This window comes from Streptomyces sp. NPDC060035 (assembly GCF_042736635.1).
Taxonomy (GTDB): domain Bacteria; phylum Actinomycetota; class Actinomycetes; order Streptomycetales; family Streptomycetaceae; genus Streptomyces.
Map to the genome: position 1 here is coordinate 111587 of NZ_JBHWVO010000017.1, position 14745 is coordinate 126331.

16 protein-coding genes and 3 pseudogenes are annotated in these 14745 nt (G+C 69.0%); 11 read left to right on the plus strand and 8 right to left on the minus strand.

Annotated elements, in window-relative coordinates; all coding sequences use genetic code 11:
• Window positions 1-63: 63 nt before the first annotated feature.
• Window positions 64-450, minus strand: coding sequence for a VOC family protein (locus tag ACFWBQ_RS25385; RefSeq protein WP_385496223.1), 387 nt, complete (start codon window positions 448-450; stop codon window positions 64-66).
• Window positions 451-544: 94 nt separating this feature from the next.
• Window positions 545-1660, minus strand: a complete 1116-nt coding sequence (locus ACFWBQ_RS25390; RefSeq protein ID WP_385496284.1) for an alpha/beta hydrolase-fold protein — start codon at window positions 1658-1660, stop codon at window positions 545-547.
• A gap of 436 nt (window positions 1661-2096) precedes the next feature.
• On the opposite strand from ACFWBQ_RS25390, the gene ACFWBQ_RS25395 reads away from it, so the two are divergent.
• Window positions 2097-2309, plus strand: a complete 213-nt coding sequence (locus ACFWBQ_RS25395) for an MbtH family protein (RefSeq protein ID WP_385496294.1) — start codon at window positions 2097-2099, stop codon at window positions 2307-2309.
• Window positions 2310-2459: 150 nt separating this feature from the next.
• A complete protein-coding gene (locus ACFWBQ_RS25400; RefSeq protein ID WP_385496351.1) occupies window positions 2460-2981 on the plus strand; it encodes a GNAT family N-acetyltransferase in 522 nt (173 codons plus the stop codon).
• Between the two features lie 178 nt (window positions 2982-3159).
• On the opposite strand, the gene argB is transcribed toward ACFWBQ_RS25400, so the two are convergent.
• The 4 genes and pseudogenes from argB to ACFWBQ_RS25420 all read right to left on the minus strand — a co-directional run.
• The gene (argB, locus tag ACFWBQ_RS25405; protein WP_385496381.1) at window positions 3160-4068 is read right to left on the minus strand and encodes an acetylglutamate kinase; all 909 of its coding nucleotides are present in this window, start codon (window positions 4066-4068) and stop codon (window positions 3160-3162) included.
• Window positions 4065-4271 (minus strand): hypothetical protein, encoded by a 207-nt coding sequence (locus ACFWBQ_RS25410; RefSeq protein WP_385496420.1) that lies wholly within the window; start codon window positions 4269-4271, stop codon window positions 4065-4067. Before ACFWBQ_RS25410 ends, argB begins: the two co-directional genes overlap by 4 nt.
• A gap of 55 nt (window positions 4272-4326) precedes the next feature.
• Entirely contained in the window at window positions 4327-4983 is a 657-nt protein-coding gene (locus ACFWBQ_RS25415) for an isochorismatase family protein (RefSeq protein WP_385496437.1), read from the minus strand.
• 218 nt (window positions 4984-5201) lie between these two features.
• A pseudogene (locus tag ACFWBQ_RS25420) lies at window positions 5202-5495 on the minus strand (5-methyltetrahydropteroyltriglutamate--homocysteine S-methyltransferase); the annotation flags it as partial.
• Between ACFWBQ_RS25420 and ACFWBQ_RS25425 the strand changes: the two are divergent.
• The 6 genes and pseudogenes from ACFWBQ_RS25425 to ACFWBQ_RS25450 form a co-directional block, all read left to right on the plus strand.
• Window positions 5495-5974: pseudogene (locus tag ACFWBQ_RS25425) on the plus strand (short-chain fatty acyl-CoA regulator family protein); the annotation flags it as partial. The pseudogenes ACFWBQ_RS25420 and ACFWBQ_RS25425 overlap by 1 nt on opposite strands.
• A gap of 425 nt (window positions 5975-6399) precedes the next feature.
• Window positions 6400-7578 carry an epoxide hydrolase family protein gene (locus ACFWBQ_RS25430; RefSeq protein WP_385496442.1) on the plus strand — a complete coding sequence of 393 codons (1179 nt, stop codon included), beginning with the start codon at window positions 6400-6402 and terminating at the stop codon, window positions 7576-7578.
• A 571-nt stretch (window positions 7579-8149) separates the two neighbouring features.
• Entirely contained in the window at window positions 8150-9295 is a 1146-nt protein-coding gene (locus ACFWBQ_RS25435) for an SMI1/KNR4 family protein (RefSeq protein ID WP_385496450.1), read from the plus strand.
• A 208-nt stretch (window positions 9296-9503) separates the two neighbouring features.
• Window positions 9504-9872, plus strand: coding sequence for a hypothetical protein (locus ACFWBQ_RS25440; RefSeq protein WP_385496454.1), 369 nt, complete (start codon window positions 9504-9506; stop codon window positions 9870-9872).
• Window positions 9830-9930 (plus strand): annotated as a pseudogene (locus ACFWBQ_RS25445) (IS5/IS1182 family transposase); the annotation flags it as partial. The gene ACFWBQ_RS25440 and the pseudogene ACFWBQ_RS25445, both read left to right, overlap by 43 nt.
• 84 nt (window positions 9931-10014) lie before the next feature.
• On the plus strand, window positions 10015-10377 hold the full coding sequence (locus tag ACFWBQ_RS25450; RefSeq protein ID WP_385496457.1) for a DUF6193 family natural product biosynthesis protein: 363 nt from the start codon (window positions 10015-10017) through the stop codon (window positions 10375-10377).
• A gap of 35 nt (window positions 10378-10412) precedes the next feature.
• Here ACFWBQ_RS25450 and ACFWBQ_RS25455 read toward each other — a convergent pair whose 3' ends face one another.
• Together ACFWBQ_RS25455 and ACFWBQ_RS25460 are read right to left on the minus strand one after the other, a co-directional pair.
• On the minus strand, window positions 10413-10949 hold the full coding sequence (locus ACFWBQ_RS25455) for an SMI1/KNR4 family protein (protein ID WP_385496462.1): 537 nt from the start codon (window positions 10947-10949) through the stop codon (window positions 10413-10415).
• Window positions 10950-11148: 199 nt separating this feature from the next.
• Complete coding sequence (locus ACFWBQ_RS25460) at window positions 11149-12060, minus strand: phosphotransferase family protein (protein ID WP_385496463.1); 912 nt, start codon at window positions 12058-12060, stop codon at window positions 11149-11151.
• Window positions 12061-12262: 202 nt separating this feature from the next.
• Here ACFWBQ_RS25460 and ACFWBQ_RS25465 point away from each other — a divergent pair, with 202 nt between their 5' ends.
• The 3 genes from ACFWBQ_RS25465 to ACFWBQ_RS25475 all read left to right on the plus strand — a co-directional run bounded on the left by ACFWBQ_RS25465 (window position 12263) and on the right by ACFWBQ_RS25475 (window position 14739).
• The gene (locus ACFWBQ_RS25465) at window positions 12263-12460 is read left to right on the plus strand and encodes a hypothetical protein (RefSeq protein ID WP_385496465.1); all 198 of its coding nucleotides are present in this window, start codon (window positions 12263-12265) and stop codon (window positions 12458-12460) included.
• Between the two features lie 526 nt (window positions 12461-12986).
• The gene (locus ACFWBQ_RS25470) at window positions 12987-13313 is read left to right on the plus strand and encodes a peptidase inhibitor family I36 protein (protein WP_385497020.1); all 327 of its coding nucleotides are present in this window, start codon (window positions 12987-12989) and stop codon (window positions 13311-13313) included.
• Window positions 13314-13485: 172 nt separating this feature from the next.
• The gene (locus ACFWBQ_RS25475; RefSeq protein WP_385496467.1) at window positions 13486-14739 is read left to right on the plus strand and encodes an MFS transporter; all 1254 of its coding nucleotides are present in this window, start codon (window positions 13486-13488) and stop codon (window positions 14737-14739) included.
• Window positions 14740-14745: the final 6 nt, after the last annotated feature.

The window sequence follows — 14745 nt, forward strand, 5'->3', positions numbered from 1 at the left end:
CGGTTGTGGTCGCCAGGTGCGTAGTTCCTCCAGGGCGCTCCGCCCTGGGCCGACCGGCGGGGTTCAGGGCCGATAGCGCAAGGGGTGATCGCCGGGTACCTCCGTCAGCACGATCTGGTGGCCGTCCGGATCGGCGATCCACATCTCGATCAGGCCCCATGCTTCCTGCAGCGGCGGCCGCAGCACGTGAGCGCCACGCCCCGACAGTTCGTTGTGGGCAGCCTCGCAGTCGGCGACCTGCATCCAAAGACGGAGGGCCGCGGTCGGCAGGCCGTCCGACCGCCCGGACACCTCGAGAAAGCCACCGCCGAGAAAGTAGACCGTCCCGCGCTCCGGGCCCGTGCCGAACTCGCGGTACACGGGCAGTCCGAGTGTTTTCCCGTAGAAGTCCCGTGAGACCTGCGGGTCCCGGGGCCGCAGCAGCACGCGACTGCTCAGTACATGCACCATGGCCGCGACCCTACGCCGACACTCGGCCGTGGTACCGGCGCCCCGCGCGCCGTCACGGCCGGCCTCGCGGATGTCCCAGAACCGCGACCGAGCCTCAGCCGAGAGCCCAGGCGACATCTCTGAGCAGGGCGTGTCGCCAGCCCGCCCGGTCGTGCTCCGACGGCGACCGGGAAACCCGCACGGTCGCACCGGCCTGTCCGGACAGGTTCTCGGCGAGCTCGCAGTGGGGCAGCATCCGCGTTTCGTGTTCCCCGACGTCGAACGCGACCCGCAGACCGGACAGGTCGGGGCGCTCCCGCAGACGCGCGGCGATGGCGCCTCCGACCGGACCGGCCAGGGGGTCCGCCAGGTCCTTGGCGTCGGGTGTCCACCAGAACGACGCCGACTGGCAGGCGACGCGGGTCACGAGGTCCGGGAACTCCAGCGCGGCGTACATCGCACTCAGTCCGCCGAGACTCTGACCGGCGACCACCAGCCGGTCCGGGTCGGCAGGCACGCCGGACTCCGCCACCAGCGGCAGCAGTTCGTCCCGGATCGCCTCCCACAGTTCGGGCCTGCACCCGAATTCCGCCTTCCTGTCCTTGGCCGGAAGGAAGACGAGGGTGACGGGAGGCATCTCGCCACCGGCGACGGCCGAGTCGAACGCGGCCATGGCCGGGTGCAGGTACAGCCAGTCGTCCCCGTCGAGGAGCAGGACCACCGGTCCGCCGCCGCCCGCCGGGTGGACGCGCACGGTGCGCCGCCCGCCGAGTCGTTCGCCGGCGGCCCAGCGGAGCCGGGTGCGCGGGACGGGCAGGACGTCGTCAGCGCCGATGACGGGCCAGTGCGGCTGGGCCGGGGCGTCCGGGGTAGCGGCGATGGACCGGTCGCCGCCCGCACCGACCGGGTTGAACGGGTCGGCGTACGCCGCGTCGCCCGCGAGGAACCGGTAGGTCACCCGCAGCCGCGCGGGCATGGGAACCTCGGCGTACCAGCAGTCCGTGTCGCGCCATCGGCGCAGCGGCGACGGCTCCGACCAGCTTTCGAAGCCGATGCTCGCCGCAGACCCGCGCCAGAGGAACAAGGTCACCCAACTGCCGTCGTCGGCAGGTATCGACGCCGGTGTCCGCGCCGCCGCCCAGAACTCGGCTGTGCCGGGTTCGCCGGGCAGTCCGAACGCGGCGAAGGCGTTCTCGGTATCGGCCCGGGGGCCGGATGCGGGATCGGTCATGGCCGGCTTGTGAGGCAGCCGCCCACGGTCCGGGAGAACGCGCCGACGGGCATGCCCGTGCCGTCCTCGGTGGGGACCCGTTCGATCACCAGGCGCATGAACGTCTCCTTGTGAGAGGGAATTTGAAAGGCTAAGCTCGTCTCTATTAGGCGAGCCTAACCTAATAACGCCCTCCCCTTCCATCTCCGATCCACCTTCTGAACGGGCCCTCCATGACCCCTGCCGAGTACCGCGTCCAGGAATGGTGTAGGCGTCGGCCGGACCGTCGGGCCTCGTCCCGGTGATCACGTTGCGGGAGAAGCACGCGCGGACCGCCGACCGGGTCCGCGCCACGGCCCATGGCACCACCAGGTCCGGCCGAACCCTCGCCGGCGACCTGGTTCACACTCTCGACGCGGCTGTCATCGGCCCGTCGGACCCGAGGAGGCAATGACACATGAGCACCAACCCTTTTGACGACCCCGAAGGCCGGTTCCTGGTCCTGGTGAACGACGAGGGCCAGCACTCGCTCTGGCCGTCCTTCGCCGAGGTGCCCGGGGGGTGGAGGACCGTCTTCGACGAGAACACCCGGGAGGCGTGCCTGGACTTCATCGAGGCCAACTGGACCGATCTGCGCCCCCGGTCCCTCGCGGCGTCCATGGACGTCTGACCCGTCACGGCGAACCGCTCGGCCGAGGGCTTGAACGGATCCTCGCTGCCGGGCGGCGGGAGCCGTCCGTTCCACCGGGGGGCGTACCGCCCGACTGTCCCTGGCCGAGACGAGCCGTTCTTCGAAACGGGAACGAGGAAGAGATAGATTTTGATCACGGCCACGCCGCGCCCGGCCCCGCTGTCGCCTGCGCTCCTGACACCGACGCCCTCCGTGCGTTCCGCCCGTGAGGAGGACGCTGCCGCACTCGCCGGCCTGTCCCAGCCCTTCGTGCGCTCGGGGGCGCTTCGGGAGCGGCCCGTCTCGCTCTACGCCACCCACGCGGCCGACTTCCTCGTGACGGAGACTCCCGGAGGCCGCCTCGAAGGCTGCGTGGGCCTGCGTGTGCACCCGGCCGGCCCGGGGGAGTGCCGCGAATCCGCAGGCGTTGTGTACAACTTCTGTGTGGCTGCGCACAGTCAGGGTCACGGAGTGGGAGCCGCGCTCCTGCGCGCTGTGCTGGCCACGGCCCGCGACCGGTCGCTCGGTGCCCTGTTCACGGCGACGACCGGCGATGGCGGCCTGTTCCTCCGCTACGGGTTCGCGCCCTCGACCGCCCGTCTGTCGCCCCGGCCCTGGGCGGAGTCCCTGGATCCCCGGCGCAACGCACGGATCCTCGCAAGGGTCCTGTGACCGTCGGCCTGCCTGTGCGCGCCGGATCCCGTCGGCCGGGTGCTTGTCGGCGAGCGTGACGGGAGGGCCGGCGGCTACGAGGCTGATGCAGCCCCGGCCCGGCGTCAGGAACAGGTGCCGCAGGTGCCCGTCGTCCCAAACCGGCGGCAACGCTGAAGGGGCGTGTCGTCCGCTGTGGTCATCCGGTGCCCCCCTCGTGGTCCGGGCTGTCGTCGGGGACCACGGTGGTGCCGGGGCTGGTCTCGCCGAGGACGCCACGCAGCACCGCGTGCGGCACACGGCCGTCGAGCACGTGTGCCCTGCGCACGCCGCCGCGGACGGCCCGCAGGCAGCCCTCCATCTTCGGCAGCATCCCGCTCGCCAGCCCCGGCAGCAGCCCGTCCAGTGCGTCGGCCGTCAGGCGCTGGATCACCTCGGTGCTGTCCGGCCAGTTCGCGTACAGCCCCTCCACGTCGGTGAGCACCACCAGCCGCTCGGCTTCGAGTGCCACGGCCAGGGCCGACGCCGCGAGATCGGCGTTGACGTTGTAGACCTGTCCGTCCTCACCGCGGGCCACGGGGGAGATCACGGGGATGTGCCCCTGGTCGAGGAGTGTGCGCACCATGCCGGGGTTCACGTCCACGATGTCGCCGACGAGACCGATGTCCACCGGGCGGCCGTCCACCCAGGCCGGCCGCCGCACGGCCGTCATCGTGTGCGCGTCCTCGCCCGTCATGCCCACGGCGAAGGGCCCGTGTGCGTTGATGTGGCCGACCAGTTCCCGCTGGACCCGGCCGGTCAGCACCATGCGCACCACCTCCATGGTCTCCGGTGTGGTCACCCGCAGGCCCGCCTCGAAGCGGGTCTCCAGGCCCAGACGATCGAGCATCGCGCTGATCTGCGGCCCGCCCCCGTGTACGACGACCGGGCGCAGGCCCGCGTGCCACAACTCCACGATGTCCTGGGCGAACGTCCGCTGCAGGCTCGCGTCCACCATGGCGTTGCCGCCGAACTTGACGACGACCGCGCTGCTCCGCCGTTGCTCCGGCCGGAGACGTGGCCCGCTGGACGGATTCGCCTCCGCGCGCTCCGTGACGACCGGTCTCATCGCTGTCCCCACTCCCTCGGCGAGCCGTACGCGGTGGGTGCGTCGCTCGACGCGGCGCGGGACGGTACGCCGACCGTCCCCGAGTCCGTGCCCCGCGCTGTGTGCGTGGTCACCACGCCGATCTTCACCATCGGATGCGACAGCAGACGGACGATTCCCGCCGACAGTGCCACTGGCCCGACCATCGCGGCCCGTTCGGTCATGGTCTCCGTCTCTCGTGATGCCGCCGTTGTGTGCTTCGTGCCGCCCGCGCAGTGGTCACGCGTTCTTCGGCTCCCTGCGCGGGGGCAGGTCACGCAGCAGGCCGTCCGTCGTGCAGACCATGCCGCTGCGCGCGGCCCAGCGGAGCGCCGAGGCGTGTTCCTCCGCGGAGAAGTCGGCCACCGCGTCGGCGACGACGAACGGCTGGATGTCGTTCATGAAGGCGTCCGCGGCGGTCACCACGACGCCTCGGTGCGCGTACACCCCGCAGATGATCAGTTGGTCGCGGGCCTTCGAGCGCAACAGCCTGCCGAGATGGCTGCGCAGGAAGGCGTTGGGGCGCACATTCGCCAGCAGGTGCTCGCCGGCACGAGGCGTGAGAGGCGCGACGATCGAGGCGGCGTCCGGCTCGTCCCCGACGCCCGGACCCCATATCTCGCCGACGAGCCCGCGCTGTACCGGCAGTTGTCCGGCCGGTTCCGCGCTGAAGACGACCGGTATGCCCAGCGTCCCTGCGAGTTCCCGGAGCGCCGCGATGTTGTCGACGAGCTCCACCACGGGAGAACGCCCCGCCGGGAACGTGCCGACGAAGTGGTTCTGCATGTCGTGGACCAGCAGCGCGGCGCGTGCGGGATCGATCCTCCAGGAAGCATGCGATCGCGGCAGGGCGGTGCCGGCCGGCATCGGGTAGGAGTCGACGGTGGGCAAGCCCATGGGTGATTTTCCCTCCCCTGATGACACACATGCATCGCCGGGTCCGCTCCACGGCTTGCTTAACGTAGCCTAACCTAACTTGAATGGCGTCGATCCGGTCGGGCGGGCCTCCCGGCCGGGGCGTGCCCGGAGGTCAACTGTGAGCCCGTGCACGGAGTTGGTGACGAAAGGGCCGAGAGGCAGGCGCTTCCGCACCCTCTCCCGGCCCTTGATTCACCTCAGGACCTGGAAAGCTCCGCCCGTACCGTGCGGGCGGCCGGGACCAGGTTCTCCAGCGACGCACGCGTCTCGGGCCAGCCTCGGGTCTTCAGGCCGCAGTCCGGGTTGACCCACAGGCGGTCCGCCGGGATGGCTTCGAGTCCCTTGCGCAGGAGGGCCGCTGCCTCCTCGGCGCTCGGCACGCGGGGGGAGTGGATGTCGTAGATGCCGGGTCCGGCCTCGCGCGGATAACCGTGAGCCGCCAGTTCGCGGGCGACCTGCATGTGGGAGCGGGCGGCTTCCAGGCTGATGACGCGGTGTGCCTTCTTTCGTCCGGGTCGACCGGGCCGGCAACATGTCCAAACGCCAGTCCGCCACCGCGTTCCACTTCTCCCGGGCGGGCGGCACCTGCCCCCTGTGGAACGTCTACGAGGCATTCGCTGCGCCCGGCCGCATCCACGTACAGGTCGCCTCCATGCCGGACGGGCAGCGCTACCTGTGGACCGCCCGCGCCGTCACCCGTCACCGCGGCGGCTGGGGCGAGCCCGGCAAGACCTTCGCCATCGGACTCGGCTGCGAGATCCGGCACGCCTCACGGCTCGTCTACTCCGACGGACTCGACCTCGGCAGCGTTGCTTCCGCCGTCCCCATCGGCATGGGCTGCCGCCTCTGCGAACGCACCGACTGCCCCCAACGGGCCGTCCCGCCGCTCGACCGCCGCCTGGCGAGCGACGAGAACAGCAGCACATTTGTCCCGTACCCCGTGGCCGGGGAGCGTGCAGACCGTGCCTGACACGCGACGAGAGCGGACAGCGGTCCTGCGGCGAACGATGGAGGGCGGCCCCGTTGTGTGCCGAGCGTGCGGCCGGACCGACCGTGCTCCCACGTGAGCTGTACGAGGTGTTCCCGCTCAACGCCATCGATCGTCTTCACAGCCGTGCCAGAGGTAGGCCAGAGACCGGTCGGCTCGGTGTCGGAGGAAACCGAAACGCCCCGTGCACCGGTCCCTGGCTGCCCGGTTGATGCGGAAGCCCGGCGCTACCCGACCCTTGCTGTTCCAGCCCTGGGCAAGGTCCGACGCATGGGCGGTGTCCTGGCGCGACTCGGTGCAGCTGGTGCATCGACGTTCAGGCTCACCGTGCTGGAGGCGTCCAGTTTGCGCGTGTTGTCGGCGTACTCCGATCCGGCGGGCGTCCCCCCGGCGCTAGCATGCGTCCCATGCCGGACGCCTTGCCCCGCCCCGAGCCGTTCACCCCGCAAACCGTCCCCGCGGCGCTCGCGGACCTCCGGGCGCGGCTGCGCGCGACACGCTGGCCGGACACGCCCGAGGACGCCGGGTGGTCGCTCGGGACCGACCTCGGCTACCTCCGCGAGCTCGTCGCCTACTGGGCGGACGAGTTCGACTGGCCGGCGCAGGAGGCGGCGCTCGCGCGGCTCCCCCACTTCCGTGTCCCGCTCGGCGGCCTCGGGATCCACTTCGTGCACGTCCGGGCGGCCGCCGCACCTGCCGGTTCCGTCCTGCCGCTGGTCCTCAGCCACGGCTGGCCGGACTCGTTCTGGCGCTACGCGAAGGTCATCCCGCTCCTCACCGACCCCGGCGCGCACGGAGCCGACCCCGCCGACGCGTTCGACGTCGTCGTGCCTGACATGCCGGGCTTCGGCTACTCCGACCGCCCCACGGGTCCACCCCTCGATTCCATCGCCGTCGCCGGGCTGTGGGCCGAGCTCATGGATGTCCTCGGTTACGCCCGCTTCGGCGCGGCGGGCGGGGACATCGGCAGCCACGTGAGCCGCTACCTCGGACTCGACCACCCCGACAGGGTCGTGGCCGTCCACCGCACCGACGGGGGCCTGCCCGTCTTCACCGGCGACCCGGCGGACCTCGCGCCCGAGGAGAGCGCCTGGATCGAGGGAGCCGCGGCCTGGGGCGCGGCCGAGGGCGCCTACGCCTCCATGCACCGCACGAAGCCCCAGACCGCGGCCTTCGGGCTCACCGACTCGCCGGCCGGTCTCGCCGCGTGGATCGTCGAGAAGCTCCGGGCGTGGAGCGACTGCGACGGCGAGGTCGAGAGGAGCTTCACGAAGGACGAGATCCTCACGAACGTCACCCTCTACTGGCTCACGGGGACGATCGGCTCCTCGATGCGTATGTACCGCGCGAACGCCGCGATCCCGCCCGCCCAGCCCGCCCGCCGGGTCGAAGTACCCTCCGGCTTCTCGCTCTTCCCCGGCGACATCGTCCGCCCACCGCGGGCATGGCTCGAGCGCACGGCGAACGTCGCGCGCGTGACCGAGCCCGCGCGTGGCGGCCACTTCGCGCCGTTCGAAGAACCCGAGCTCTACGCACAGGAGTTGCGCGCGTTCTTCCGCCCCTACCGGGCGGCGGTGACGGACTGAGGACGCGGCCGCGCGCGTGGGCGCGGCCGACAGGTCCCGCACAGTCCACGACCATGACCAGTGGCCCCCTGCCGCCCCAACAGGTCAAGCAGCACGGTGTGAGCCACGAGCCACGGCAGCTCAGTCTCAAGGGTCTTCTGGATCCTGCCCGGCACGGCCTCCGGGCTCGACACACGTGCGACGCGGTATCTCTGGTACGAGGATCTGGGCCCGGGCGGCCGACGGCCGCCCGCCTTGATGCCGAGAGGGACACTCGACTACCACTCCCGTGCTGTCGCGGCCCTCACTGCAGACTCCTCCGCCGGCAGGGGGAGAGAATGACAGTGTGGGAACCGAAGACGACACGCCGCTCACCGAGCTTCTTCGAGTTGGCCACCGATCGGGTGATTGTGACTGAGCGCTTCGCTTGGCGAGTGAGCGCGTGAGTTGGCGACTGGAGCATCCGGTGTCGACGGCTTGGTGAGCCGGGACAAGAGTCACACTCGATTTGGCCGGACTGAACGCAAAACACGTCGGGCAAGGCCGGTGAGCGACGATCAAGCTGTCAGTGTCTGACTCTAGGGTCGGCCCTATGACAGCAGACCTGGTCAAGGACTCATGGAACCGCATCGACGCGTGGCTGCGCGAGCACGCGCCTCGCACTTTCGCCACGCTTCGGCCGCCCGCCAGGGACGAGGAGATCGCGGCAGCGCAAGAGGAACTGGGTGTCACCTTTCCTCCGGACCTGGTCGCTTCGCTCCTCCGGCACAACGGGGCGCTGGAGGGACCTGAGGCTTTCCGGTTCAGCACGGGCGACCGGCTGCTCGGAGTGAGCGGGATCCTCGGGGATACCGGGTTCATGCGTGGCTTTGACCAAGGCATCGACGGGGAGGTCGAGGGCTACTGGCTTCGCAGCTACGTAAAGTTCGGTTCCTATGACGTGACGTCGGACGGTCTCCTGGTGGATTGCCGTACCGGGCGGGACTCCTTCGGTGCGATCGGACGGTTCTTCGACGAGACCGGCACCAGTTTCGGGGAGGCCGACTCGCTGGGTGGGTATCTGTCCGAATTGGCCGGCAAGCTTGAGCGCGGCAAGGACGGTGGTGTCGTCACGTTCAACGGCCGGCTGTTCTGGGAGGGGCCTCTGGCTCCCAGACCGGAGTGCAGTGCCGACGAGCCCCTTCCCGCACCGGATGAGAAGCTGCCAGAGCTAGACCTGTCCCACAGTCCCACCGACCTCTTCCACGCGAGCTACCTGGACGGGCATGAGGAACTCGGTGCACTGATCGCGATCCTGCCGTATGAGCAGGTGGTTGAGGCCGCGCGGAAGCAGTTGCGCAGACTGGCGGTCGAATCGGGTCTGAACAAGTACCCGGAGGTCAAGTCAGCCCTGGACGCGTGGGAGTGCGGTGTGGCTCCACCGCAGCCGGACCAGACCGGGCCGCTCGCTTTGCGACTCCGCGCGGTGCTCGTGCAGGCCAACACCGGCCGAGACGTCACTCTCAGGTGGGCCGCGGAGAAGATAGCCCTCGGGATCTGGGGGTCCCCCTACAGGTCCGTGTGCGAGAGCGCGGACATCCGAAGTCATTTCACTGTCGACTGGCGTGCGGATCTGCATGCGGACCTGGGCAATCCTCCGCTGCCGCCGATACCTGACGAGCGCTTCTGGGGGGCTCTGCGCAACCCCGCCATCGACTCCAGTTGGTACGCAGCTCAGTACACCCAAGATCAGGACTGACCCCGGGGGCTCCGGTTCCGCGCGACGACCTCAGCCTCGACGCGGCGCCTCTGAGGGCGGTCGCCCGGTTGGTGCGGCCGTCGGCAGATGCCTCGCCGGCCTGCACTGGCCGCCGGACGACCGTCACCAGCGGCGGTTCGCGCGGGACGCGGCCGGGCTGGTGCTGATCCGCTGCGGCGAGCTTCGCCGGTCATTCTGGGGCTCGTCGGTGGACGACTGGGTGGACCTGATCAACGCCGGCGGCTCCGACTTCCGACGCTCATGGGGCGGCCAGATCAGCCCCAACGCCCGGCCGTTCGTGCTCGTCCATGCCTACCTGCTCGGCGAGTTCACCGTCTTTGACCGACTCGGCCGCTTCATGCGGCCGCCCCTGGCCCGTCGGGTATTCGGGGACGATCTCATCGACGATGCCGTCCGTCGAATCTGCAAGGTCCTGGCGGACTGGGGCTATCGCCGTGACGCCGACAAGCTGACCGCGGTGATCTGCCAGATGCTGCTGCTGAACCGCAGTCCGCTGCTGGAGGACCTCTCCATGCCAAGCCCCACCGCTCCGAAGCCGGGATCCACCTCGCGATGATCAACCTCATGACCCGCCGCCTGACCGCGAATCCACACGCACTTGGCGCGACACCTGACGACGTACCGCAAACTACGGCACACCGACCCGCCGACATGGCTGAGGGTTGCTCCGGCAGGCGCCACTGGCGATGATCAATGACATGAGTACGGAATCCGTGGTCGAGAAAACCTGGCGCATGTTGTTGGAGCGCCACCCCGAAGCCCGCCGCGGGGATCCTGAGGTGATCGAAGCCGCGTTCGCAGAGCCGCGTCTGCGCCAGCTGTTCCCCTTCCCGAGCCACGGCTGCCTGAACTTCCACCGGAACACAGACTTCCCGTGGAGCAACGATCTTCCCCGCATAGCTGGCGGAAAAGGGGCTTACTTGGTGTACGCCGCCTGCTACGCCGAACTCCTCGGCGAGGTGGCCACACCCCAGGAGGCTGCCGCGCTCGTCGTCGCACACCTCCCGAGCGACTGCGGGGCCGCCGTGGAGGGGCCCTGGCAGGGATCGAACTCCCTCTGAAATAGGGTCAAAAAAACAGCCCCTGAGAGCGGGCATCAACGTGGAGCCCGGACCACGGGTTCAGCGCCAGGTCGGGTGTCGAACGTACTGCTGGCTGTGAGGCCTTCAACGAACGATCGAAAGTTACCGGCGAGTGCCTGTTCCACGGCGTGGTCGGTGTCGAACCAGGTAACTGAAGGCTCCCCATCCCGGCCGCAGACGCGGTAGTCGAGCCCGATCCAGAAGTGACCGTCGCCGGAGAGGAGGACTACTGGCGACGGTAGCTCCCACTCTTCGGCCAGGTACGGAGTGTCGAGCAGCGAGGACATCCGGTCGCGTCGCCCGATACCCATCAAGTCCGCCAAGGGGACGTGGCTTTCACTCCACGAGTTCGGTGTGCTGACGGGGAACGCATTGCGCTCTTGTGTCACGCTGCCGCCGTTCTGCACTCGCAGCAGGTCGAGCAAGTCGGAGGGCAGGGTCACGCGGAGTAGATGCTCGGCCTCGTGAGTGGCCTCATCGGTCAATGCGGGCTGCACTCCGTACTCGCCGTCACCCCAGAAGGCGGTCTTCACCTCATCGAATCGCGCCATGGCCCGCAGTTTACGGCTCTGAGACAGTCGCTCCGGCCTGGCATCTTGGCGACTCTGTCCCAAGGTCACGCCACCCGTTGACGGCGGCTATCCGGACGTTGGCTGTGGAGCGGGCGGCGAGTCAGCCGAAACGGATGGCAGGGCCCGGTTGTTCGTAAGCCGTTTGATGCTGCGCTCTGCTGCGCTCTGCCGCGCCTGTTCAGCGGTTTCCTCCCGCCCCGTTCCGAGCGTCGAACCACCGCTCGGAGAGGTCACGCGTCCGTTGCCGGACGCGATCGATTCCCGTCGGATTGTTGTACGCGGCGAAGGGCGGCCACTGGAAGACGAAGACGGCGAGCTCTTCGGCCAGCGAGGCGAACTCCAGTGCCCGACGATCGTGGGGACTACCGCTGAGATACGCGTCGAGCAACTCCGGTGGGGCGGTCACCCCGGCAGGCACGGCGCGGACGTTGAGGAAGGCCAGGTCGGATGAGGGGCGGCCGGAGCCCGATACCTGCCAGTCGAGAAGTATCAGCGATTCTCCGGAGTGCGTGATGTTGTCGGTGTGGCAGTCACCATGGACGAACACCGGTGGGAGTGCCTCCATCCGCTGTTCCAGCTCGGTGCGCCGGGCGACGATCTCGGCGAGCAGCGGGAGGGTCGGGGCCCAGAAGGCCTCGATCGTCGGCAGATCCGGGTAGACCATGGCTTGCCGCAGCGCATCGGGCCGGGCCCAGCTCGTATCCGCCGGGAGAGGCATGCTGTGCAGAGAAGCCAGTTCGTGGCCGAGGGTCGCCCACATGCCCGGTGTCCATGCTGTGGCGGGCAAGGGATTACCCGTCGCTGTGAGCAGCATGGCCAGGCCGTCATCGGTGTCCGCAGACAGAAGAAGTTTTGGCGAGAGCACCGGAGCGGTCGGCGCGAGGCGTTGGTAGAAGAGCAACTCCCTCCGCGCGGCCGCCAGGGCGTCAGGTCCCTGTGCGACCGGAGTGAGTTTGAGGTACGCAGACTGCCCGTCGGCAGTGCGTACGGCGTGGATGCCCGCACCCGACCGGGACTCGAGGTGCTCCTCGGAATCCACTGTGACCACCCCGAACTTCCGCAGCACCGTCGCGATAAAACTATTCGGCATGTGAACATCCGTTTCCCATGGCGGAGACCAAAATGCTTGCGTATCAAGGGCAGCTTCGATCGAGACCGCCCGGTGAATTCCATCTGCCCATGAATTTCAAATGGTCCACCGTATCGTCCGGGGCTTCCTGGCACCGGACCGGTGAACAGCATCGTTGCGGTGACGTCGATCGCGCGGGGTCGCCATCTCGTGGGCGAGATCCATGATGGCGACGTCCGTGATGGTGGCCGGTCCCGATTTCCGGGCCGTGCGCTTCGGGCTCGCTCCCGCCGGCCGCTTTGCGCGGCTTGATTTTCTGGTGGCGCTGCCTGCAGGTCCGGCGGTGACGGGGCGCTTTGTCCTGCTATCGGTGATCACGTTTCGCCAGGGCGTGAAACGCTACACCGGCGCCACGTCCTGAGTCTCCCGAGCCAAGAAATCAGTTCGGATATGAGGTGGGGCGTTTGACGGGATCGTCGGCGTTTCGATGCATCGGGGTCCCGTTCCAGATCGGCGCCAACTTGCTTACGGATGAGGGCCGTTGACACTCACGTAGGAACTTTCTAAGGTTGGGGTCGGGGTAGAGAGCGCTCTCTGCTCTGCCGTATCACGCCGATTCCGGGCCTGTATTCAAGGGCTTACCGAATACCGCGCGCGCTGTCAGCATTCCCGCTACACCCTTTCGCGACGGTGAAAAAGGCCAGGATGCGATCGCGGCTCTGCCGAGTCACGGGTTGTGGTGAGGCCGATGTCTGCTGCGGGTGTGAGGGGGAGAGGTCCTGGTGTGTGGCCGCGGCGTGCCGAAGAGTCGAAATCAGTGCCCGTTCGGGCATGTGACCTTGAGGAGTGTCTTGTTCGAGCGACGTCATGAGAATGCAGCCGCCGAGGCGGCCAATTCGGCTGGCCGTAGGAAGCGGTACCTGAGCACCGCCACACTGGCGGCCTCGATGGTCACCTTAGTGGGACTGGCCGCGGCACCGGCATCCGCGAGTGCGGGGGACTGTTCGTTCACCAAAACCCTCTGTTTGTTCTCGGGCGAGAACTTCACGGGGGAGAGGATCACCCTCAGTTCCCTGGCTCCCGGGGGGACCTGTATAAATCTGGACGAGTCCGGATGGGGGGTCCCGGCACGATCGGCGATCAATACCCACAGTCAGAGTGCCGCCCTGTTCGCGAGCGAAGACTGTGCCGGTGGGCCGGACCAGGTGTCGGGCGGTTCGAGTCGCGCCGACCTCGGCTCCTTCGTGCCTGTCAGCGTCTGGGTAGCCGGCTGACGAGTCGCTCCCGTGCGCCGAGGGGTGCCGGGCCCGGTGGCCGGGCGCCCCTCGGACCCGTAGGAACCAGACATCGACGGTCTGCGTGCGAGGGGGACGCACCTGCGGACAACCAGATCCCCGGAGCGGGGCAGCAGTCGCAAAGGTGTGTCAACGGATGGAGATTCCCCGCGTGAGCCCAAAGCCGGAAGCACGTGGCTCATTGGTGCGAGGGCGTGTTGCCACGTCCTTGCTGTTCCTGCTGTTCGGTACGGCTCTTGGCTGCTGGACGAGTCGCATCCCGGCGATCAAGAGCGACCTCGGGCTGAGTGACGGGCTGCTCGGCCTGGCCCTGCTGGCCTTTGCCGTGGGTGCCATCGCCGGAATGATGGGCCTGGGAAGACTCGTCGACCGATGGGGAAGCACTCGGGTCATGGTGCCGATGGCCCTCCTCGAAGGGCTGCTGCTCATACCTCCGGCATTCATGCCGACACTGGTCACCCTCATGGTGGCGCTCTTTCTCTTCGGCCTGGTCCACGGCACCCTGAACATCGCGATGAACGCGAACGGGATCGAGGTCCAGCGAGCCTGGGGCCGCCCGATCGTGTCGTCGTTCCACGCCGTCTACAGCATCGGTGGCTTCCTGGGCGCCGCGATCGGCGGGCTCTTCGCCCATAGGGACGTGGGTCCTGAAGTCACTTTCGCGGCCGTGGGCTCCGGTGTCGTTCTGCTCGCGGTGTGGGCAGCGGCATGGGCCCTGCCGCAGGGGGTTCCGGGGGCAGGGCCCGAACCCACGGCCGGGTCCGGTGGAGAGGGCGTTTCACGCTCGTTCTACCTCCTGTTTCTCGGAGCGCTGGCCATGTGCACGCTGGTCGGGGAGGGGACCGCCGCGGACTGGAGCGCCGTCTATCTGCACGAGAGCCTCGGCAGCACACCGGCGTTCGCCGCAGTGGCGTTCGCCGCGTTCTCGATCACCATGACGATCGGGCGGCTGCTCGGCGACCGGCTGACCGAGCGGTTCGGGCCTGTGCGGCTCGTCCGCGGCTGTGGGGTGCTGGCCTCGGTGGGCATGACCGCGGCCCTGCTGATCGGCCACCCGGTGGCCGGCGTCATCGGCTTCGCATGCCTGGGCGCCGGGATGTCGTGTATCGCTCCGCAGGTCTACTCGGCCGCGGGGCAACGTGATCCCGCACGGGCCGGAGCTGCGTTGTCGCTCGTCGTCAGCCTCGGGTACGTCGGCTTCCTCATCGGGCCACTTGTGATCGGCGGCGTCAGCACCTTCACAGGACTACCCGTGGCCCTGGGCATTCCCGCGCTCCTGATCCTGTTCGTGGTGCTCGGCGCGTCCGCCCTGCGTCCGCCGGGGCGGACTGCACCGGTATCCCGTGAGGAGACGCTGCGCCAGCAGGGCCACCACTCGGAGGTGGCCCCCGGAAGCGGCAGCTGAGCGCGC

Coding starts and splice junctions, on each gene's coding strand:
- ACFWBQ_RS25385 (WP_385496223.1), bottom strand. CDS start 450: ATGGTGCATGTACTGAGCAGTCGCGTGCTGCTGCGGCCCCGGGACCCG.
- ACFWBQ_RS25390 (WP_385496284.1), bottom strand. CDS start 1,660: ATGACCGATCCCGCATCCGGCCCCCGGGCCGATACCGAGAACGCCTTC.
- ACFWBQ_RS25395 (WP_385496294.1), top strand. CDS start 2,097: ATGAGCACCAACCCTTTTGACGACCCCGAAGGCCGGTTCCTGGTCCTG.
- argB (WP_385496381.1), bottom strand. CDS start 4,068: ATGAGACCGGTCGTCACGGAGCGCGCGGAGGCGAATCCGTCCAGCGGG.
- ACFWBQ_RS25410 (WP_385496420.1), bottom strand. CDS start 4,271: ATGACCGAACGGGCCGCGATGGTCGGGCCAGTGGCACTGTCGGCGGGA.
- ACFWBQ_RS25415 (WP_385496437.1), bottom strand. CDS start 4,983: ATGGGCTTGCCCACCGTCGACTCCTACCCGATGCCGGCCGGCACCGCC.
- ACFWBQ_RS25430 (WP_385496442.1), top strand. CDS start 6,400: ATGCCGGACGCCTTGCCCCGCCCCGAGCCGTTCACCCCGCAAACCGTC.
- ACFWBQ_RS25435 (WP_385496450.1), top strand. CDS start 8,150: ATGACAGCAGACCTGGTCAAGGACTCATGGAACCGCATCGACGCGTGG.
- ACFWBQ_RS25450 (WP_385496457.1), top strand. CDS start 10,015: ATGAGTACGGAATCCGTGGTCGAGAAAACCTGGCGCATGTTGTTGGAG.
- ACFWBQ_RS25455 (WP_385496462.1), bottom strand. CDS start 10,949: ATGGCGCGATTCGATGAGGTGAAGACCGCCTTCTGGGGTGACGGCGAG.
- ACFWBQ_RS25460 (WP_385496463.1), bottom strand. CDS start 12,060: ATGCCGAATAGTTTTATCGCGACGGTGCTGCGGAAGTTCGGGGTGGTC.
- ACFWBQ_RS25465 (WP_385496465.1), top strand. CDS start 12,263: ATGATGGCGACGTCCGTGATGGTGGCCGGTCCCGATTTCCGGGCCGTG.
- ACFWBQ_RS25470 (WP_385497020.1), top strand. CDS start 12,987: ATGGTCACCTTAGTGGGACTGGCCGCGGCACCGGCATCCGCGAGTGCG.